General features: G+C 68.6%; 15 protein-coding genes and 1 tRNA gene. 3 read left to right on the forward strand and 13 right to left on the reverse strand.

The genetic code is table 11. From position 1 onward, the window contains the following. Positions 1–38: 38 nt before the first annotated feature. Both ACFYP5_RS09725 and ACFYP5_RS09730 read right to left on the reverse strand, forming a co-directional pair. The gene (locus ACFYP5_RS09725; protein WP_389032759.1) at positions 39–2066 is read right to left on the reverse strand and encodes a GTPase; all 2028 of its coding nucleotides are present in this window, start codon (positions 2064–2066) and stop codon (positions 39–41) included. After that, the gene (locus ACFYP5_RS09730) at positions 2063–3715 is read right to left on the reverse strand and encodes a dynamin family protein (protein ID WP_389033012.1); all 1653 of its coding nucleotides are present in this window, start codon (positions 3713–3715) and stop codon (positions 2063–2065) included. The genes ACFYP5_RS09725 and ACFYP5_RS09730 overlap by 4 nt, the downstream gene beginning before the upstream one ends. 318 nt (positions 3716–4033) lie before the next feature. Here ACFYP5_RS09730 and ACFYP5_RS09735 point away from each other — a divergent pair. Then, positions 4034–4106, forward strand: a tRNA-Arg gene (locus tag ACFYP5_RS09735). 1102 nt (positions 4107–5208) lie between these two features. On the opposite strand, the gene ACFYP5_RS09740 is transcribed toward ACFYP5_RS09735, so the two are convergent. From ACFYP5_RS09740 to ACFYP5_RS09760, 5 genes are all read right to left on the reverse strand, one after another. Next, positions 5209–7176, reverse strand: coding sequence for a SpoIIE family protein phosphatase (locus ACFYP5_RS09740; protein ID WP_389032762.1), 1968 nt, complete (start codon positions 7174–7176; stop codon positions 5209–5211). Positions 7177–7585: 409 nt separating this feature from the next. Next, positions 7586–7852, reverse strand: a complete 267-nt coding sequence (locus tag ACFYP5_RS09745) for a DUF6959 family protein (RefSeq protein WP_389032765.1) — start codon at positions 7850–7852, stop codon at positions 7586–7588. Between the two features lie 212 nt (positions 7853–8064). After that, positions 8065–8511: a hypothetical protein gene (locus tag ACFYP5_RS09750; RefSeq protein WP_389032768.1), complete on the reverse strand. Its 447-nt coding sequence runs from the start codon at positions 8509–8511 to the stop codon at positions 8065–8067. A gap of 201 nt (positions 8512–8712) precedes the next feature. Further along, complete coding sequence (locus ACFYP5_RS09755) at positions 8713–9771, reverse strand: zinc-dependent alcohol dehydrogenase family protein (RefSeq protein WP_389032770.1); 1059 nt, start codon at positions 9769–9771, stop codon at positions 8713–8715. Between the two features lie 506 nt (positions 9772–10277). Beyond that, complete coding sequence (locus ACFYP5_RS09760; protein WP_389032773.1) at positions 10278–10646, reverse strand: hypothetical protein; 369 nt, start codon at positions 10644–10646, stop codon at positions 10278–10280. A 205-nt stretch (positions 10647–10851) separates the two neighbouring features. Between ACFYP5_RS09760 and ACFYP5_RS09765 the strand changes: the two genes are divergently transcribed. Continuing rightward, positions 10852–11742, forward strand: coding sequence for a LysR family transcriptional regulator (locus tag ACFYP5_RS09765; RefSeq protein ID WP_389032776.1), 891 nt, complete (start codon positions 10852–10854; stop codon positions 11740–11742). Between the two features lie 269 nt (positions 11743–12011). Next, positions 12012–12284 (forward strand): hypothetical protein, encoded by a 273-nt coding sequence (locus ACFYP5_RS09770; RefSeq protein ID WP_389032779.1) that lies wholly within the window; start codon positions 12012–12014, stop codon positions 12282–12284. 530 nt (positions 12285–12814) lie between these two features. Here the strand turns inward: ACFYP5_RS09770 and ACFYP5_RS09775 are convergent. From ACFYP5_RS09775 to ACFYP5_RS09800, 6 genes are all read right to left on the reverse strand, one after another. Beyond that, positions 12815–13384: a hypothetical protein gene (locus ACFYP5_RS09775; protein WP_389032781.1), complete on the reverse strand. Its 570-nt coding sequence runs from the start codon at positions 13382–13384 to the stop codon at positions 12815–12817. A 484-nt stretch (positions 13385–13868) separates the two neighbouring features. After that, a complete protein-coding gene (locus tag ACFYP5_RS09780) occupies positions 13869–14309 on the reverse strand; it encodes a PPOX class F420-dependent oxidoreductase (RefSeq protein ID WP_389033015.1) in 441 nt (146 codons plus the stop codon). A 171-nt stretch (positions 14310–14480) separates the two neighbouring features. Beyond that, positions 14481–15209 carry a 2OG-Fe dioxygenase family protein gene (locus tag ACFYP5_RS09785; RefSeq protein ID WP_389032784.1) on the reverse strand — a complete coding sequence of 243 codons (729 nt, stop codon included), beginning with the start codon at positions 15207–15209 and terminating at the stop codon, positions 14481–14483. 118 nt (positions 15210–15327) lie between these two features. Then, positions 15328–16614: an acetyl-CoA carboxylase biotin carboxylase subunit family protein gene (locus ACFYP5_RS09790; protein ID WP_389032786.1), complete on the reverse strand. Its 1287-nt coding sequence runs from the start codon at positions 16612–16614 to the stop codon at positions 15328–15330. Between the two features lie 4 nt (positions 16615–16618). Then, positions 16619–17875 carry an ATP-grasp domain-containing protein gene (locus ACFYP5_RS09795; protein WP_389032789.1) on the reverse strand — a complete coding sequence of 419 codons (1257 nt, stop codon included), beginning with the start codon at positions 17873–17875 and terminating at the stop codon, positions 16619–16621. Between the two features lie 41 nt (positions 17876–17916). Then, a complete protein-coding gene (locus tag ACFYP5_RS09800; protein WP_389032792.1) occupies positions 17917–19140 on the reverse strand; it encodes an MFS transporter in 1224 nt (407 codons plus the stop codon). Positions 19141–19172: the final 32 nt, after the last annotated feature.

The following is a 19172-nucleotide window of genomic DNA, read 5'->3' on the forward strand; positions in this document are numbered from 1 at the left end:
GCTGAAGGGGAGGCGGGGATCCTGCTGAGGGCTGTGGACTAACGGCCGCTTGTGGAAAACTCCGTCACCGCCACGAACCGCTCCCGCACCTCGCGGTACCGCACCAGTTCGGCCGCCACCGGATCGAGTACCCGCGCCCGACCGCAGGCCGCCGCCGCCTCGCGCAGCCGCCGCTCGGCCTCCAGCCCGTACCGCCGTGCGGGCCCACGCGCGGCGGCCGCACACGACCACTCGACCAGCGGCCCGCCGACGACGCCGGCCATCATCACCGATGCGGCGGTGAGCAGCCCTGGTTCGACAACGCCGACGATCTGGCCGATCATCCAGAGGCCACCGAAGATCTGCAGCAGCGTCATGGAGACCTGTGCCAATACGGCGGCGGGCCACCACGCGGGCCGCGGCGGCCTGCCGGCCACCCGCCGTGTGTGTGCCCCACCGGATCCGCCGGCCATCCCGGCAGCGACCGCAGCCCCGCCGTCGGCGTCGACGGGCGTCGCGTCGGGCCACGCGTCCTCGCCCGCACGCTCGTCCTCCCCCACGGCCCTGCCCTGGCCCTCCGCCACCGTGCCGCTCTTCTGCGCCAGCTCGTCCAGTGCCTCCGGCAGCCCTTCCGCCCCGTTCATCGCGGCCTCGCGGACCGCCTGCGCCCAGGGGCCGGGCAGCCCGTCGGCGGCGGCGTCCGCCACTGTGCGGACCGCCTGCTCGACGCGTTGCCGGGCGGTGAGCTGCTCCTCCGGCGGCGCGGGCAGCGCTGCTGCCCAGTCCGTGGTTCCCGGCTGCCTGGTGGACTCGTACCAGCGCCACAGCCGCAGCCAGGGTGTCCCGCAGGCCCGCCCGGCGTTCCTGCGCCACTCGCGCTCGGCGGCCTGACCTGCCGCGGCCGCGCCGACGGCCTCGGCCAGCCGGTCGGCGAACTCCTCGCGGGCACGCTCCCCGAGCCCCGGCCGCCCCTCGGCGACGTACGCCGACCGCAGTCTGGCCGCGACGGCGTCCACATCGGCGGAGAGCCGGCGCGCCGCGGCGGTGCGCTCCTGGACGAACCGGCCCAGCAGCTCACGCAGTTCGCCCACCCCGTCGCCGGTGAGAGCCGACAGGGACAACACGGTGGCGCCCGGTTCGCCGTGTTCGCCGAGCGCCATGCCGTCCTCGTCGAGCAGCCGGCGCAGGTCGTCGAGGACCTGGTCGGCGGCGTCGCCGGGCAGCCGGTCCACCTGGTTGAGAACCACGAAGGTGACCTCCGCGTGCCCGGCCAGCGGCCGCAGATAGCGCTCGTGCAGAGCCGCGTCCGCGTACTTCTCCGGATCCACGACCCAGATCACCGCGTCGACGAGCGCAAGCACCCGGTCCACCTGCTCGCGGTGCCCGGTCGCCGCCGAGTCGTGGTCGGGCAGATCGACGAGAACGAGCCCCTGGAGCGCCTCGTCCGCTTCCGTACCGCCCTGGTACGGCCTGCGCCTGAGCCGCCCGGGAATGGCGAGCCGGTCCAGCAGTCCGGCGGCGCCGTCGGTCCAGGAGCAGGCGATGGGCGCGGCAGTGGTCGGCCTTCGCAGCCCGGTGTCGGAGATCTGCGCGCCCGCGAGGGAGTTGAAGAGGGTCGACTTGCCGCTGCCCGACGCACCGGCAATGGCGACGACGGTGTGCCGGGAGGAGAGCCGCTGCCGGGCGGCGGCTTCGTCGAGTACGCGCCCTGCCTCGGCGAGGGTGGCTTGGTCGAGCCTGGCCCTGGACAGTCCGACGAGTTCACGCAGCGCGTCGAGCCGCGGCCCGAGCGGCCTGCCGGACGGTACGTACGCCTCGACCTGGGGCCGTACGTCGTCGGAGGCGGCCTCGCGGCCGGGATCTGGATCGGGCCCGGATTTCCCCGAGGGTTCCTTGGAGGCGGCAGCGGCACGCCGGGCAATGAGCCCGTCGTCCCAGCGTCCGACGGGCTCGGGGACGCTGCGGATCGCGACTTCCGCAGTCCGGCCCTGCCCCGGCTCACGGTCCACGTCCCGGTCCGTGTCCGGGCCCGTGTCCCGCACCCGGTCCTGTTCCTGGCTGTGGTCCTGGTCAGTGACGACAGTCAACGCTGCCACCTCTCCTTCTGCAGTACGGACAGCGCGGCAATCAGTTCTGCCTGCGGTTCCGGAGTCACATCGAGCGCGTCGAGCGGCGCGAGCCGCCGGTCACGCTCACCGTTCAGCACCCGGTCGAGATAGGTGGTCAGCAGCGCGCCGCCCTTGTCGCGCAGTCGCAGGGCCCCCTGGACGCCGATGCGTTCGGCGAGTTGTTCCCCGGCGCTGCGGGCACGGCGTCCGCCGAGCAGCGCGGCGGCCAGCAGTGCGGCAACCGTCTCTGCGTCAGGTGCGGCGTTGCGTTCCAGCCGGCGCACCTCTTCCTCGGCCAGTTCCTCCAGCACTCGCCGCCACCGTCGTACGGCCATGGCGGTCCGGCCCCGGACGTCCTCGGTCGGCCCCCACCCCCCGGCCTGACGGCCGGCGGCCTCGGGCCCGAAGACTCCGGCTGCCGGCTCGTGCCGCCAGGTTGTGCGGATCTGCTCGTCGGCGGCGGCGACAGCGCACTGCAGGAGTGCGGCCAGGCTCTCCCCCAGTGCGTCGAGCAGTTCCTCGGAGGAGCTGTAGAGCGGGTATCCGCGCCACCGGGTGCGGGCGTCACCGGCGAGCACACCGCCGTTCTGCAGCCGCCGCTGCACCCGGGCGCCCTCCTTCCGGTAGGCGTCCTCGACCACGCCGGTGAGCCGCACGGCCGCCGCGTACTGCGCGGCGACGGCCCCGGCCAGCTCCGGCATGCGTACGTCCAGCGAGTCGATGACTCCGGTCGCCGTACGCCCCACGGCCTGCTGGCGGGCCGCCGGATCGTGCACGCGGTGGCCGAGCCAGGCCCGCAGCGGTGCGACCGCGGTGGTGGGCAGCAGACCGCTGCCGCCGCCCGCCGACTCGGGCAGTTCCGGGATGGTGAAGCGGGGCACCTCACCGAGACCCGCCCTGGTGAGCAGCGCTCCGTACTGCCGCGACACTTCGGCGATCACCTGGTGCGGCACCCGGTCGAGCACGATGACGAGGGAGGCGTCGTGCTCCTTTGCCGTCCGCAGCATCTGCCACGGCACCGCGTCGGCGTACCGGGAAGCGGTGGTGACCATGACCCAGATGTCGGCGGCACAGACGAGTTCGGCTGCCAGCACCCGGTTCCGTACGACGAGCGAGTCGATGTCCGGGGCGTCGAGCAGCGCGAGTCCGCGCGGCAGACTCGCGGCGGTCTCGATCCGCAGCGCGGTCCCGTCCTCCTGCTCGTCCTCGCCGAGCCCGTCGCGGTCGTCGCAGAGGCCGGGATCCGCGGACTCCTCCGGCGGCAGCCAGACGCGGGTCAGTTGCGGCAGTACGCGTACCCCGGCGAACCAGTGATGATCATCCGGATGGCAGACAAGGACAGGGGTCCGGGTCGTCGGCCGCAGCACCCCGGCCTCGCTGACCCGCCGCCCCACGAGCGAGTTGACGAGCGTCGACTTCCCGGCCCCGGTGGATCCACCGACGACTGCGAGCAGCGGCGCTTCAGGATCCTTCAGTCGGGGAAGCAGGTAGTCGTCGAGCTGTGCGAGCAGCTCGACCCTGGTCTGACGGGCACGTGCCGCCCCCGGAAGCGGGAGTGGCAGACGCACGGCAGCGACACGGTCGCGCAGGGCGGAAAGTGCGTCGATGAGCTGAGGCCGTACGTCCATGGTCACCACATGCGAAGAATGCCCAATTTTGGCGCCATTTTGAAGCGTATAGCCGCCTCTGCGCGCCGGTTACGCCGTCGGGACAGAGGGGACGAGTGGGGCGCAGGCATAACGAGTACACAACACCCGAGGCGCCAGGCGTCAAAAGCCGTGCAAGATCCGCACCCACCTGCGATTATCGGTTCGCTTCACCGAACCTCCACATCGTGCCACGCAGGTGAAGCAACCGGGTCGAGGCGATCGGAGCCCTATCCTTGTCCCGGCAAGGTCACGGACCGGCCCGGTCCCAGGGCTCCAGGCCGCCGAGGCCACCACCCGGCCCCCGTAGCTCAGTGGATAGAGCAGGCGCCTTCTAAGCGCTTGGCCGCAGGTTCGAGTCCTGCCGGGGGCACACAGTCCGCACCATGCCAGGCCCTCCCTCGGGAGGGCCTTTTTGGCAGGTCACCGCACCGTAGCGAGGGCGGCGTACAGAACGCATAAGCGCCGGACCGACCGCAGGTCGGAGTGGGGAAGGTCCGGCGCTGTCCGGCTGTCACCGGGGTTCTGCGGGTGGCTCTGTCGCATACGTGTCGCAGCTTTCCCGGTGGGCTCAGCCCTCTGCCGTCAGGTCGAGGAGGTCGCCGCTGGACCCGATGCGCTTCTGATGATCCGTGAGTTGTCCGGAGATGGACCGGGCGCACCTGGCGAGTAGCACCGGCACACTGCTGCGCGCCCATTCGGGCCGAGGACTTTCTCGCGCACGGTCCGTCAGGCCCGCCGGAAGACCCTTCCGGAGAGCAGGCCACCGTTCCCCTGGGAAGATCAGATCGCCGGGCTTGAGTTTCTCCGACGCAATGTGTTCACGAAGGATCTTCGTGAGTGCCGTTCGGCACGGCACGACGCGGGTGTCGTCCGTGACCCTTCCGTTCAGTCCGCGCTTTTCGTGGACCTCCCCGGTGGCGGTCCACTGCTTGCCGTCTTCCGGCCGAGCCGTGTGAAAGAGCAGCTCGCTCCACTGGTCATCGTCGCGCTCTCCCGGCAACCGCGCGTCCAGGACCCGCATGGCGACGACTTCTTCGGGCCTCTAGGGCTGGTGTAGTAGGTGGTGGCGAAGAACGCGCCCCTTGCACAGACCCGGCCCGGTCGGCTCGACATGCGGGTCGAACCCCGGACTGGCCCACGGTTTCCCCATAGAAATGGACCATACGCCTGGGCTGCTCCGCTCCTAAGGTCGGAGAGATGACGACGAGCGAATAGCAGTCCGGCCGGCGCTGTCCAGCTCGGCCGGCCGCGTCCTGTCCGCCCCGCCGAGGGGATGCCGAACAGGCCTTCCATGCCTGCAACGTTTTCACCAGAGACAAATACCCAAGGAGACAATTCCCATGAAAGCGATCGTGGTGACGGACCAAACTGTGCATTTCGTCTGCGGGCCGGCCGTCTGAAGGATGAGGCCAGATCTCGATGCCCATGCCGGCGTGGGCGTCGTCATCGACCGCTGTGCCTGCTTGACGCCATCATGTGCGTCGGATGACCAGCACGGCCACATCGTCGAGGTGGTCTACCGCGACCGCGGCGTCGAGGATGCGGTCGGCGGTCTCCTCGGCGTTCAGCCCGTCGTGGACGGCTTGGCCGGCCAGCGTTCCCACCCGCTCCAGACCGGCGTCCAGTGTGAGGCCCGGTCCTTCGACTACGCCGTCGGTGACCATGACCAGCGCACTGTCCTCGTCCAGGGTGAAGGTCTCCGCGCGGTACTCGGTGCCGGGCACGACTCCCAGGACCGGCCCGCCCGGCAACTCGCGGACCTCGTGGCTGCTGTCCCTGTGCGCGCAAAGCACCGGCACATGGCCGGCGCTGGTGCCGGTGACCCGTCCGTCGCGCGAGTCGACATGCAGCATGGTGCAACTGGCGAATCGGTCGGGGTCCATCGTGACGAGCAGATCGTTGGTGCGGGTCAGCACGGTTCTCGGATCCGGTTCCTGGTCGGCGATTGCGCGCATGAACGAGCGGACCTGTCCCATGTAGGCGGCGGCGTCCACGTCGTGCCCCTGGACGTCGCCGATCTCCAGTGCGATCGCGCCGTCGGACATCACGAAGGCGTCGTACCAGTCTCCCCCGATATCGAGCCCGTCCCGGCTCGGTCGGTAGTGGGCGGCGACCTCCAGGCCTGGAAGGTGCTCGGGCAGTGTGGGGAGCATGGTCTGCTGCAGCGCCGTGGCCAACTCGACACGTGCCTGCTGCAACCGGATGCGTCGCAGCGCCTGGCCTGCCAGGTCAGCCAGCGCACCCATGAGGGTCCGCTCATCCAGGGACGGCCGGTATTTGCTGCCGTTGGTCATCACCCACGCCCCAAGTGGCTGATTGCCGGTCTCGCCGAGGGGCGTGATGGAGACGGTGTAGTCGGAGCCGAGCCGGTCCATCCACGGCAGGCTGGCCCCATGCGGCCAGCGGCGGATGTAGTCCGCCCGGTCGAGGACGAACTGCGGCTTGCCGGTGCGGATCGCCTCGGGCAGCGGGCTGGGATGGTCCAACGACATGCCGTGCAGGGCCTGGGCCTCACACATGGTTATCCCGGTGTCGGTGGAGACGCTCAGGCGCCCGTCGTCGACGAGTGCGAACATGACGCCGCCGGCGCCGAAGGTCGCGGCGAGCCGGGTCAGGACGACCTGCTGCAGTTCCTGAATCGTGGCTGCGGTGATCAAGGCGGAGGAGAAGTCGGCGATATCTTTGGCGCGCCGCCGCTCGGCGATCAGTGCGGCCTGCGCCTTCTGCTTGCGCTTCTCCCGCTTGGTGTCGTCACGGAGCACCCCGAAGCTCCGTTCGGGGCCGCGATACCCCAACTGGAGCCGACGGGTCTGAAAGGCCAGTTGGTGCCAGCCATCCTGCGGGGTGAGGTGCCGCAACCTCAACCAGCGGGACTGAGCTGGAGCCGAGCGCAGGATCTGCCTGAAGGCTTCCCGGTCGTCAGGGTGCAATGCCGAGATCACTCTGGGAAGCGGCGTAGTGAGATCCGGCGAGAGCGCGACCAGAGCGGGTGCGCCACCGAGCCACTCCAGCTGATCCAGCTGGGGTGAGTACATCCACAGGCCGAGGTCGGCGGCCTCGGCGGCCAGCCGGAACGGGATCAGCAGGCTGGCCAGGTCGTTGTGCGCATCCAGGGAGTGCACCCAGACCAGCTGCTCGTCACCGGCGGGATCCTTCACTTGCCGCGCCTCCAGCAAGCAGGCAACCGGTACTGCGCCTCGCCCGGGAAACTCCAGCACCCGCATCGCGACCGCCTTCGTCCTGGCGGCGGATACCACGAGACTCTCGGCCGACAGCCGCTGACTTGCAGGGTACAGGTCACTGAAGCAGCGCCCCAGGCACTCCTCCGCCGGCCTGCCCAGCGCCGTGGCCATCGCCGTGTTGAGGCTGCGGACGGCACCATCCAGCGTCAGAAGCGCCGACGGGCCAGCCCTTCGCAGAAGTTCGTCCGAGGCATCCACCTGTAACTCCCTGATGCAGAAACAGCCTCTTCATCCATATTCGCGCATTCTGCCTCGATGCGTCTGCGTAGCGCGTGTCCGACCGGCTGCGCAGAGTGACGACAGCGGACAAACCGCGTGGAGCGGTAGGCGGCGGCCTGTGAGGTACAGCAGTCACCGCAACCGCAGGTGGCTGTCAACGGCCGTCGATGACCTCACGACCGGCCTCCTGGACCAGGATGACCTTCCGGCCGATAGTGCGGGACGAAGGGCAGCCGTGCCCGATGCGTACCCGATCGGTCGGCGAACCACGGTCAACAGCGGTCATGACGGGGCTTGACTCAGGGCGCGAGCAGAGGCGTTCCACCAAGTCAGAGCCGTGATCGAGCTGGAAAGCCCCGCGATTCCCAAGCTCAGGGCGCAGGCATGGTCAGTACGGTCGAGGGATCTCGTGCGCGTCCAACGCGGCGGAGTAGCGCATCAGCAGCGCGTAGAGGTCGGCCAGGAGAAGGCCGGCGGTTTTTGCGAGCCCGGCCCCGTCGCCCTGATCGAAGGCTTCCACCACCTCGGCAAGATCGCTGCGAAGGGTGGAGAGCGAGTCGCCCTGGATCAGTAGACCGACGAACCGTCGACCCGGCAGGCGCACCACAGCGTTGTTCCCACCGTCCGTGAGCAGCTCGGCCTCAACACGTCCCATGGGGCCATCCGACCTGACGTCACCAGGTGACATCAACGGCAGTAAACGGGTGCGGCGTTGTGCGCACGAGCGGCCCGGCCGTGCGCGGTCGAGTGCTCTGTCAGGCACACCCGATCGAACTCTTGAAGCGGATGTCGCAGGTTCGAATCCTGCCGAGGCCACCCTGTACGAGGTGCTGACCTCCCGTCATGTGGTCGCATGAAAGCTCCTCTTCAGCCGCCGTCCGCATCGACCGACGGGGCAGCGAAGTACTGGGCGTACCGCGTCCCAGCGAAGTGCTCGCCCATCAGCCGAGAGAAGAGCAGGACCGACGACAGCGGACGGTGGTTCACCACGAGATGTTGCGTCAGTCCCTCTGCGTTCCTGTAGACGACAGCGATGTTTGCGATCGGCTCACCGCCCACCGTCGACGTGTAGTCCTCGACGAAGTCGGTCTCTCCGTACCCGCCGATGTAGATGAAGTCCTGGTACTCGTACAGAGTGCGCGCATAGGACAGCAGCGTGCGAACGTCCTCCGCCCCCCGCACGACCCCGTTCAACACCGAGCCCTCCATCGTCACATCGTCGGCCAGGTTGTCCAGCCAAGCGGGGTAGTAGTCCGTGCGCTGCCGCGCCGGGTCACCGCTGCCCAGATACATCGGTTTCGACTTGTCAGCCATCTTCCAGCCTTCCTGGCAAGGGGCCGGCTCCTGCCGGCGGCCCTGAAAAACGAAATAACGCGTTCGACGAGCCGAACCCGATCGCGGACGCCGGCCTGGTGCCCCTGTCCGGCCGACCGAGCGGTGGCCTGTCCGAGCTGGGCGGCGCCGCGGGCGTCGTCGGCCTTGCCCCGCCGCAACCGCACCGCCGCGGGCCGCGTCCTACCTGTCGTCGTTGTCCCGGCCGTCTTCGAAGACGAAGAACGGCTTGGCGCCATGTGCGGGTGTTTCGGCGAGCGCGATGGCTTCGGTGAAGCGTTCGAGCGGGAACGGCCGGCCCTGGGGGATGCTCAGCACTTCATCAGCGACGAGACCGCGAACGTCGGACAGTGCGCGCATGACATCCTCAGGTGAGGCAGTGCCGAACCAGCGGTTCAGCCAGAAGCCACGGACCGCTTTGGTCTCGTAGATGACCGAGCGTGCCTGCAGCGGGATCGTCAGCGCTGCCGGGTCGGTCTGCCGGTGGGTGGAGAGCGCGCCGTAGACCACGACCTCTCCTCCGGGAGCCAAGGCCTGGGATACCTCGGCACCCACGTGGCCCGCGACACAGTCGATGGCCTTGCGCACGCCGGCCGGTCCTGCTGTCTCAGCCACACGCTGCAACAGGTCTTCGTCCTCCGTGCAAATGACCTCGTCACCACCGAGCGCTTTGATCTCCTCGACGGCATCGCGTCGCCGTACGACATTGATCGTGCGGATACCCAGATGCCTGGCCAGCTGAATGACGAGCCGGCCGACGGTGGAACCCGCGGCCGTCTGCAACAGCCATTCACCCGGCTGTACGTCGAGTTCGCGAGTCACGAGGAGCAGCGCGGTCAACGGATTGACGGTGAGTTGACAGGCGTCGGAGTCGCTCAGCCGGTCAGGGACCGGCAGAAGCCTCCGTGTGTCGGCAACAAGGTATTCCTGCCAAGTGCCGTCCACACGGGGCCCGGGCACCGCCGGGACTGCAGCGACCACCACGCGCTCGCCGATCTTTGGTCCCTCGGTATCCGGGCCCAGGGCCTCGACACGGCCCACGCATTCCATGTGACCACCCACAGTGGGAAACTCCGGGGAGAAACCGTAGCGGCCACGCAGCACGTGCAGATCACTGGCGTGAATCGGCGTCGCCTTCACACGGATCAACGCCTGACCGGCCTTCGGCGTGGGGACAGGCCGGGATTCCAGCCGCAGGACATCAGTGGGCTCGCCGAGCTTTCCGGCCACGAGCGCGCGCATGGATTGAGGCATGAGCGACCTTTCACCTCTCAGTGCTCGACGAACTCGCCGGGCGTTCTGGAAAAAAACCATCCGGTGCCGACATCCTCGTCGGCGCCCAGGCTCCGGACCCTTCCGTCTCGATGGAACCGGGCCTTGTGCAGAGTTTCGTCGACGTCGGGCCCTCTCCGGGCCTTTACCGACTCGCTCGGCATGATCATGTAAGCGTGCTGGGTTCGTGCGGCTACTGAGGTCCGTGATCAGTACCGTCTCCATGGTGCGGCCGGTCTTCGCCTTCGCCCTGGCCTTGACGGGAACGACCACGTGCGACCCGGCATCGAGGACCGTGTGCCGTAGTAGTGATCGTGGATATCCCGGCAGAGGACGAGAATCCGTTCAGGCCCATGGAATATTCCGAGGAATCGTTCTCCTCGAATCCGGAATGTGTTCGCCAGCAAGCGTCCACGATTTCCGGATTGCGGGACACGTTTCCTCCAGATCGCAGCAGAAAATGAGCTGGACCCCGATCAGCCGCGGTCGGCATCCGACGGGTCGGCACAGTACTTCGCATACTCTGTCCCAGCGAAGTGTTCGCCCGGCTTCCGGGAGAAGTACTGGAGCATCGGCAGCGGACGGTGGTTCATCACAAGATGTTGAGTCTTCCCATCTTCGTTCTTGTAGACGACAGCGATGTTGCCGATCGGCCTACCGTCCACCGTCGCCGCGTAGTCCTCGACGAAGCCATTCTCTCCGTGCTTGCCGATGTAGATGAAGTCCTGGAATTCGTACAGAGTGCGTGCGTAGGACAGTATCGCGAAAACGTCCTCGGCTCCGTGGACGGTCCCGTTGAAGACCCGGCCTCCAGCGTCACATCGTCGGCAAGATTGTCCAGCCAAGGGGGTAGTAGTCCTTGCGCTGCCGCGCCGGGTCGCCGCTTCCCAGGTATGTCGGTGGCGTCTTATAGGTCATCTTTCAGCCTCCTCTATCGGTTGAACTTCCAACAGAATCGCTGGACGCAACAGGCGCTGTCCAACGAAAGTCGGAGACTGCCGCCATCTCGCTGAGAGATACCTCGGGGGCTGACTGAGGGATACTCGGAGGGTGGAACTGCGCCAGCTCGAGTACTTCGTCGCCGTCGCCGAGGAAGCGAACTTCACCCGTGCCGCCGCACGGCTGCACGTCGTCCAGTCCGCGGTCTCCACCACAATCAAGAACCTCGAGCGGGAACTCCGCGCGCCGCTGCTGGAACGCACCCCCAAACGCGTGCTGCTCACCGATGCCGGTGCAGCCCTGCTACCGCGGGCCCACGCCGCTCTCGACGCCGCCCGGGAGGCCGCAGACGCGGTGGGCGAGGTCCGTGGCGGACTGCGCGGCACACTACGACTGGGCGCGATATCCACGGTTGGGCTCATCGACCTTCCCGTGTTCCTCGGTGAATTCCACCGGCGTCATCCCGGCGTGTTCCTGCAGACCAGCGCAGCCCCCTCCGGCTCCCAGGGCCTGGTCGAAGCCCTCCTCGAACGCCGGCTCGACCTCGCCTTCGTTTCGGGGCCCGGACCGCGCCCGACCGGCATCACGCTGACCACGCTCGCCACCTCGGTGCTCGACCTCGTCGTGCCGGCCGCCCATCCGCTCGCGAAACGCCGCACCGTGTCGATCACCGAACTGGCCGGCCTGGACTTCGTCGACTTCCCCGCGGGCTACAGCAACCGGACCGTTGCCGACCGGGCCTTCGCCGCTGCCTCCGTCCCCCATCGCGTCGCCATCGAGATCACCGACCTCACCACCGGCGTGGCCTACGTCCGAAACGGCCTGGGCGTGGCGCTGCTGCCACGGGTCGCCCTCGGGAAGGGGCAGGACGTCGCCACGCTGACAATCGACGACGCCGACCTGGAATGGACGTTTTCCCTGGCCGCTCCGTCTGATCGCACGCCGGGTGCTGCGGCACGTGCCGTGATCGCGATGGCGCACGAGTTGCTCCGGCAAGGGTGAGCATCGCCTCGCAGGGCGTTGGCACGTTGGCGGTTGGATGGACCTCTGGGTGTCGAGGCATGGTGTGGCGGAAGGGCTCGGGGGCGCGTCCCGCCACCGGCCGGAGTGCGCGTGGCGGTGGACTGTTCTAGCGTCGGAAGGAGAAGGGGCGGTCCTGCCGAGCCGACGGGAGCGAGGGCCCGGGACCACAGTTGTACACCGGCCGCGTCCGCTGCTCGGCCCCTTGGAATCCGCGAGTCCCCGACCAACCCCGGAGAGCAGGTGGCTCCATGCGCACGTCGGCCCGTACAGCCGGAGTCCTCACCGGTCTGACCCTCGCACTGGGCGGCGTGGCCTTCGCCGCCCCCGCCGCCCACGCGGACATCCCGGCCTGCACGAACATGGTCCAGCAGACGGGCGTCGAAATCTCGGACACCGTCAGGTCGGCGTGCACCCAAGGTGTGCACGCCGACCTGCAAGGCTGCGTGAGTGCCCTGACCGGGGCCGGCGTGCCGGGCGGCGCCGCGAACGGTGCCTGCCGGATGGCGGCCAACCCTCCGTGACCGCCTCTCCCTGAGCCGACCCCGGCGACGCACCGCATCTGACACCGCGCACTGCCACCAGGGATTACGGCACAGCCCTTGGCGCGGTAAGAGCTTCTCTACTTCATCAGGTCCCCGCAGGCGACATGGGGGGCGCAGGGAAAACCCCCTGTGTCTGAGGCCGGTCGAATCCACGGCCTCAGGGCGCCACTTCGGCGCGAGCCGCGGTAATCATGGTCCCAACGTCGTGCTTTACCGGGCAGGTCCAGAGACTGCCCGACGCGCCGGAGGCTTACGGGGCCGTGATCACTCGCGCCGAAGCAGCTTCAACCCAAAGCCGTTCCGCCGACCTCTGCCGCCGTCCAGCGGCTCGCCGCCGGCAGAGCAAACCCCGGACGCAGTGGTGGATGCCTGTGTTTCCGATTTCGGAGTCGGCGGCGAGGAGCGCCACCACCCATGGCCCAGGCCATGATGGCCGAGCACAACGCGCAACGGGTGCCGGTGGATCCCGCAAAGGCGCATCGTCCACCAATGTCAGTTCCGTCTCCCTATCAGACCGCGGCGCGCTTGTCGTGATCGCTCGGGCACTTCACGGTAACCGTCTGGGTTTGAGTCTGGGTCTGCTTCTGGGTCTGGGTCTGGGTGATGGGGTCGTTGACGGTGATGGAGCTTTCCTCTTGGAAGGTGGTAGGGCCACCCCTGGCGACGCGGAATTTACTGGCGACGTTCTTCCCTGCCAAGGAGGGCGAGATCCCCACGGTCAGGGTGATAGGCATGTATGCCTGCTGGGGTCCCAGGGCGTCGGAGCGGGTGCATTTCACGCTGGGCGACGTCGCACAGCTCCAGCCACTTCCGCCGGCAGCGAGTGCGGTCACGCCCGCGGGCAGGGTACCGGTGACCTTGGTGACGGCCCCGTCGGTCGCGCCGGGCCCGGCGTTGCCGACGGTGATGGCGTAGGTCCCCGTCCCGCCTGCAACGAACGCTTGCTGGTGGGACTCGGCAATGGTCAGCGACGGTCCGCTGTCGGCGTGGGCAGGCGCAGTGAGCGAGGTCGACAACCCGACCGCCATCACAACTGGAAACGAAGCGACCAGCAGCCGTCGTCGGGATTTTTGCATCATATTTGTCTCCTTGAGGAGCTGTCGGCCATCCCCCTGCCACTGCGTTCCCGGGCGGTTCGGACACGGTTCCGATCCGCAGCAGCGGAGGTGGCAAGGTGTGGGAACCGCAGGCCTCGGATTCCGACAACCTGGGGCGCAAGTACATATACCTTTGAGCAATACCGTGCACTGCTCGGATTGGCCGTACACGCTTCCCGGGCACCCGACCAGCCCATCTCGTTACGGCAACCAGAGCACTGACACGCAGAGCACTGGTCATAGGTCCGCATAACCGATGCCGAGTTACCAGTTCAGAACCGCGTTCGAAACGTACGGACAGCACCTCAGGGCTGTCCCGCAATCCCTGGCGGGCGCACGACGACAGCTACGGCACCTCTGCGTTGTCGGAACGCCCGAATAAGACCGGTACGATGACGGCCCTCCGCCTTGCGATGCACCGCATCCGGCGCCGCGCGCCGATCCACCAGGGATTACGGGACAGCCCTTAGTCCGCGATGCCGGTGAAGGCGGTCACCCGGTCGATCGTGGCGCGGACCAGGTACTCCCCCGGGACCGAGTTTCGCTGTCCGTACCGGTCGGCCCGGTCGGCGCCCATGTAGCGGGCGCCGATCCTGGTCGCCCAGTGACGGAGGTCGCCGGGGTCCTCGGTGAAGGTCGCGGTGCACTCGAGCATGACGTATGCGTAGGGCTGTTCCTGGTCGTCGACGCAGAGTGCGAACCGGGGGTTCCTGCGCAGCGACTTCGCCTTGAGGGATTCGTGCCACGTGGTGAAGAGAACCTGCGGCCGGCCGGTCTCGGCGCCCTCCGCCTCGTCGAGGAGGAACCACACCGGTGTGACGTGGGGGCGGCCGTCCTTGCGGTGAGTCGCCAGCTTCGCCGTTCGGGTGCCGGAGAGGGCGAACGTACGCCACTCGGCCTCGGACATGGACTGCATGATGGGACGCTCCTCTACTCTCCGAAACTATTCGGGCCGGTTCCTGAGCTTTTCCCGGTCGGTGTCCACGCGCCGTCGCGGGCGCGCCGAAGCCCCGCCGGGAGCAGCGGACTTGGGGAGGAGTCCGTTGCCTCGGCGGAGCATTCGGTCAGGGCGTCCCGGTCAGTCGGTGAGCGGGAAGAAGTCGATCAGCATCATGTCGCGGATGCCCTCGGGGGCCCCGGGGGCCGGGGTGATACCGGAGACGCCGTGGAAGACCCGGCGGTCGTCGATGACGATCGACTCGAGCGGCTCGAGCAGCGTGGTCCGGAAGATCGGGGTGCGGTCGCGGTCGTACAGCTGCGACTCACCTCCGGTGACGCCCTCGCGATTGATCAGCACCTGGGCGACGAAGTGGTGGCCGTCCTCGTGGATGCCCTCCGGGGCGGGCAGCGAGGCCTCGTCGCGGCCGGCGGTGATCCGGATCTGGTGGACGCCTATGGCGGCGTTGGACCGGTCGATCTCCCCTGGCAGGTTGTCCAGAAAGGTGAACACGACCGTCTCGAGCAACGCGGAGGCCGCCACGTCCTCACGGAGCGGCTCGAAGTGCCGCTGGACGCCACCGAACAGCGAGTTCACCTCCTTGGACTGCTCGAACACGATCTCGCCGCTGGGCACCAGGCGGTCGTCGGCCAGGTGGAACTGGCTGTACCTTCGGCGGCGGAACATCGCCCCGTCCTTGAGATACGCGTCGACCGGCAGGTCCTCCCAGGACGAGGTGAACTCCTTACGCTCCCACTCCGCGTGCCGGGCCAGGGCTCGGCGGAGCAGGATCGCGGAGAAATGGCGGAACGGAGTCGTCCCGATGGCGGGCGCGGGCGCGGGGGCGATGGCGGTGGCTACTGCGGACATGGTGAGCTCTCCTCTTCGTGACTGTTCTGGCTGAACAGGCCTCTGTACGGCGATGACTGGTGGAGGTGTTCCGGCTGCGGCGGCTCCGGAAGCCGGATACGGGGAGGGGTGAGACCGGTCAGCCCCTGCTCGCGCCGGCCAGCTGCCCCAGGGACGCGGCGGCCTGGTCCGCGGGGGTGGCCGGGACGCCGGAGACCCGGAACGCCGCGGCGGTTGCGACGAGGGCCTGCTCCACGTCGTGGCTCGTCGCACCGCGGAAGCGGAAGCGGCCGCCGACGTGCTCGTAGTACGCGTCGGCCGGCGGCAGGATGTCCCCGACCTCCAGGAGCGCCTCGGCGTAGGGTCCCGGGGTGTTGCCGACCATCGAGGTGACCTCGGTGATGCGGCACGGCCGCGCCCCTGGGGCCGGGATCAGCAGATAGCCGCCGATCTCCTCGGGCCGGGTCATCTGCCCTTGGGGGACAGGGCGTTGGAGCTGGAGCTGGAATGCGGCGTCCATCAGGTCGTAACCGTGGAGCTCACGCCACACGAAGGGGATCTCGGCGCCGCCGACCCGCGCGCCCACCTCCAGGAAGCTGCAGCGGGGGCCGTCGGGGGTGTCGTTGACGAACAGTTCCAGGTGGAAGACGAGCGGGTCACCGGAGAGCGCCCGGAGGTAGTCGGCCGTGCTCTCGCCGATGGCCCTGTTGACCGTCTCGTCGTCCTCCTCGACGGAGCCGAGGAAGTCCCCTGAGCGGAATCCCAGGCAGGTGTTCACATAGCGCGAGGCGCGCCAGTGCTGGATCTCGCGGCCGGTGAAGACGCCGTCCACGTGGTAGATCCGGCCGGGGTTGAAGGTCTGCACCATCATCGGCGTGTCCGCGAGGTCGACGGCGAGGACGTCCTCGGGGCCGTCGAGCTTGACGACACCTTCGCTCGAACTGCCCATCACCGGCTTCAGGATGAGCGGCCAGCCGTGATTCGCGCCGAATTCCAGGATGGATGTCCCGTCGCCGGCGAGGGAGAAGTCCGGAAGGTCGAGGCCGGCTTCCGCGACGGCGGTGGCCATGAGGTACTTGTCCCTGAAGCGAGCCAGGTGGCCCACCCGCTGGCCGGGGCAGTTCCACTCCTCGCGCAGCTCGGCGGCGATGAGGAGATCGTCCTCCTTGAGGGCGACGATCGCCTCGGGCCGTCCGTGCCGCACGGCGAGCACCCTGAGTGCGGCGCGCACGGCCTCCAGGTCGTCGGTCCGCTCCACGACCAGGATGTCGCCCGCCGCCTCGGGTACGGACGGCAGACCCACCTCCGTGGTGATGTAGGAGACCTGGTGGGTGGCGTGGTCGAGGTATTCGGCATAGCGGGCGTACTGCTCGCGCCAGCGGTTGATGACGACGATGTGCGGCAGGCCGGCGTTGTTCGCGTTCATGGGGTCAGGACTCCTCGGAGAGTGCGTACATTCCGTCGCCGTCCAGGTAGTGGATGGTGTTGATGTCACGCATGACGACTTCCTCGAGCTCGTGGAAAAGCCGCACGAAACCGACGTAGGTGCTGTCGTTGACCGTGGGGACGACCGTGCCGCCGAGCGGCACGAACTGCGACAGGTCGTGGAAGCTTTCGAGCTCCTCGATCTCCTTGAGGTGGCGCAGCGAATCCAGCTGCCCCTGCTTGGCGGAGACCAGGCCGACCGAGGCGAAGTACCGCTGGATCTCGTAGTCGTCGTCGTGGCGCTCGTGGAAGCGGTCCGGCCGCACGAAGGCTTCGACCGTCCAGTCGAAGGGGGACTCGCCGGTCGCCAGCTGCACGTAGTGCGGCAGGTCTCCGCCGCAGATGCGGGCGCCCATCTCGATGAGCACGGGCCCCGAGGGGGTGAGCTTCAGCTCGATGTGCGAGGGGCCGTGCCGCACACCCAGGGCGTCAAGGACTTCGAACGCGTACGGGACCAGCTGGTCCTGCGCCTGACCGTGACGGGGGAGCAGATAGCACGAGTTGCTGATGTCGTGAACGCCGTTCACGGAAAGGCGGGTGGTGGCGATGATGTCGGTGACGTGGTGCTTGCCGTCGCGGCTGACGGTGTTGACCATGTACTCGCCGCCGAAGAGGTGCTCCTGGGCGACGACGCCCTCGTTGCGCTGGCTGAACAGGTTCTCCGAGCCGGTGAGTTCGAGGAAGGCGGCCGCGCTCTCCTCGGGGGTGGCGCAGAACCTGACGCCGTCGTTGCCCGCGCTCTTGAGCGGCTTGACCACGACGCGGGTGCCCAGTTCCTGGTGCCACCGGGCCAGTTCGTCGGCGCTCGTGGCGAGCAGCTGCCTGGCTCCGCGCACTCCTGCGGCCTTGATCGTCTCGATCATGGTGAACTTGTCGCGGCGGGCGGCGCTGAGCTCCGTGCCGTTGGTCGGCAGGCCCATGGCCTCGCTCAGCCGGTCGGCGAACTCGACGCCGAACTCACTGCCGGCGAAGACCGCCACCGGTTCGTACGCACCGGCGGCCCGTACGGTCTCTTCGAGGTCCCCGGTGTGGACGATGTTGTCGGCGTAGAGCGTCAGGTCGAGGGCGCCGGCGAAGGCCGGCGGGATCTCAGGGGTGCTCTGCACTCGCACGCATGCGTAGCCCGCTTCGTGGAACTCCGGCGGGAAGAACCGGGCCGGGGCGAATGCGTCGACGATGACGACGTAACCCTTGGTGTCCATTCAGGTCTCCAACTGCTGTGCATGAAAGGTGATATGAGGTGTCAGGCGGCGGCGTCGGCGAGGACCGGTGCGCTCGGCGGCTCGGCGGCCGGCCTCCGAGCCAGCCAGGCAGTCCAGCCGAGGGCCACGCCGGAGAGGGCGGCGCTGGTGAGGCCGATGACCACGAAGGCCCACAGTGGGCTCCTGGCGTCCTGGATCGCCCCGGACAGGGGGGCGCCGATGCTGTTGCCGAGGGTGAGGGAGGCGCTGTAGATGCCCATCACGACGCCCCGGGCCCCGGCCGGGGCCAGCCCGCTCGCGGCGCCGCCCGTCGCCGCGAAGGACGGCGAGCAGAGGGCGGCCGGCAGCACCATGGCCAGGCACAGCAGGCGCCAGTCGCCGGTGGCGAAGCCGCCGACCACGGTCGTGAGGCCCACCAGTGCCGAGATGACGGCGAAGTGCGGCGGCCGTTTCAGCGTGCCGTACAGGAGTGCGCCGATGAAGGAGCAGAGCCCGCAGACCGTGAGGACGAGGCCGGCCCATTCGACCTGGCCCGAGTGGCGCAGCCCGCCCACGATCGCCGTCTCGTAGCCGGCGGTCGCCAGAGTGGTGGCGGTGGTGGCCACGAGGACCGGGACGAGCGCGGGCTTGAACCACTCGCGGAACCTCATGCGGGGGGTGGGCTCGCTGCCGGACTCCTTGGCGGAGTCGCGGACCTGGGGGTTGAGCAGCGCCAGGCCCGCCCCGGCGAGTGCGACGATCAGGCCGAGGCCCCACATCGAGACATCGCTGGAGACGGCGGTCGCCACGGTCACACCGAGCGCCGGGCCCACCATGTACGAGATGTTGGACGTCATGGCGTCGAGTGCGAAGGCGGTGTGCCGCTGCTCCTCCGGGATGGCGACCGCGAGCCTCAGCCGCACGACGGCGAACCCCGGGAGGTTGAGGAGTCCGCAGCCGACGGCGGCCACCGACAGCACCCCGTAGGACATGCTGGGACCGATCCCCCAGAAGAGCGCCTGGCCGATCAGCGAGACGATGAGTACGGGTCGTACGCCGTACTTGTCCATCATGCGGCCCTGCACCGGACCGCCGACCGCCACGCCCACCGTCCACAGCGCGATCACCAGTCCGGCGGCGCCGAAGCCCCGGTCGAGGCCGAACACGACGCCCAGGTTCATCACCACGGGGATCGCCACCACCGCGATCTTCGAGAAGAACCCGAGGAGCATGAGCAGGCCGATACCTGGCCGGCTCACGACCTTGCGATAGCCGTCAATCCGCATGGCTGCCTGCCGTTTCCTTCATCTCTTTCTCC

The sequence above is a fragment of the Streptomyces sp. NPDC005262 genome, from assembly GCF_042872425.1.
In the GTDB taxonomy this organism is placed as follows: domain Bacteria; phylum Actinomycetota; class Actinomycetes; order Streptomycetales; family Streptomycetaceae; genus Streptomyces.

Bases quoted from the DNA above. Each gene is read 5' to 3' on its own strand.
- ACFYP5_RS09790 (WP_389032786.1), bottom strand. From the start codon at position 16,614: ATGAACGCGAACAACGCCGGCCTGCCGCACATCGTCGTCATCAACCGC.
- ACFYP5_RS09795 (WP_389032789.1), bottom strand. From the start codon at position 17,875: ATGGACACCAAGGGTTACGTCGTCATCGTCGACGCATTCGCCCCGGCC.
- ACFYP5_RS09730 (WP_389033012.1), bottom strand. From the start codon at position 3,715: ATGGACGTACGGCCTCAGCTCATCGACGCACTTTCCGCCCTGCGCGAC.
- ACFYP5_RS09800 (WP_389032792.1), bottom strand. From the start codon at position 19,140: ATGCGGATTGACGGCTATCGCAAGGTCGTGAGCCGGCCAGGTATCGGC.
- ACFYP5_RS09755 (WP_389032770.1), bottom strand. From the start codon at position 9,771: ATGCGCGCGCTCGTGGCCGGAAAGCTCGGCGAGCCCACTGATGTCCTG.
- ACFYP5_RS09770 (WP_389032779.1), top strand. From the start codon at position 12,012: ATGCGCACGTCGGCCCGTACAGCCGGAGTCCTCACCGGTCTGACCCTC.
- ACFYP5_RS09745 (WP_389032765.1), bottom strand. From the start codon at position 7,852: ATGGGACGTGTTGAGGCCGAGCTGCTCACGGACGGTGGGAACAACGCT.
- ACFYP5_RS09785 (WP_389032784.1), bottom strand. From the start codon at position 15,209: ATGTCCGCAGTAGCCACCGCCATCGCCCCCGCGCCCGCGCCCGCCATC.
- ACFYP5_RS09780 (WP_389033015.1), bottom strand. From the start codon at position 14,309: ATGTCCGAGGCCGAGTGGCGTACGTTCGCCCTCTCCGGCACCCGAACG.
- ACFYP5_RS09775 (WP_389032781.1), bottom strand. From the start codon at position 13,384: ATGATGCAAAAATCCCGACGACGGCTGCTGGTCGCTTCGTTTCCAGTT.
- ACFYP5_RS09750 (WP_389032768.1), bottom strand. From the start codon at position 8,511: ATGGCTGACAAGTCGAAACCGATGTATCTGGGCAGCGGTGACCCGGCG.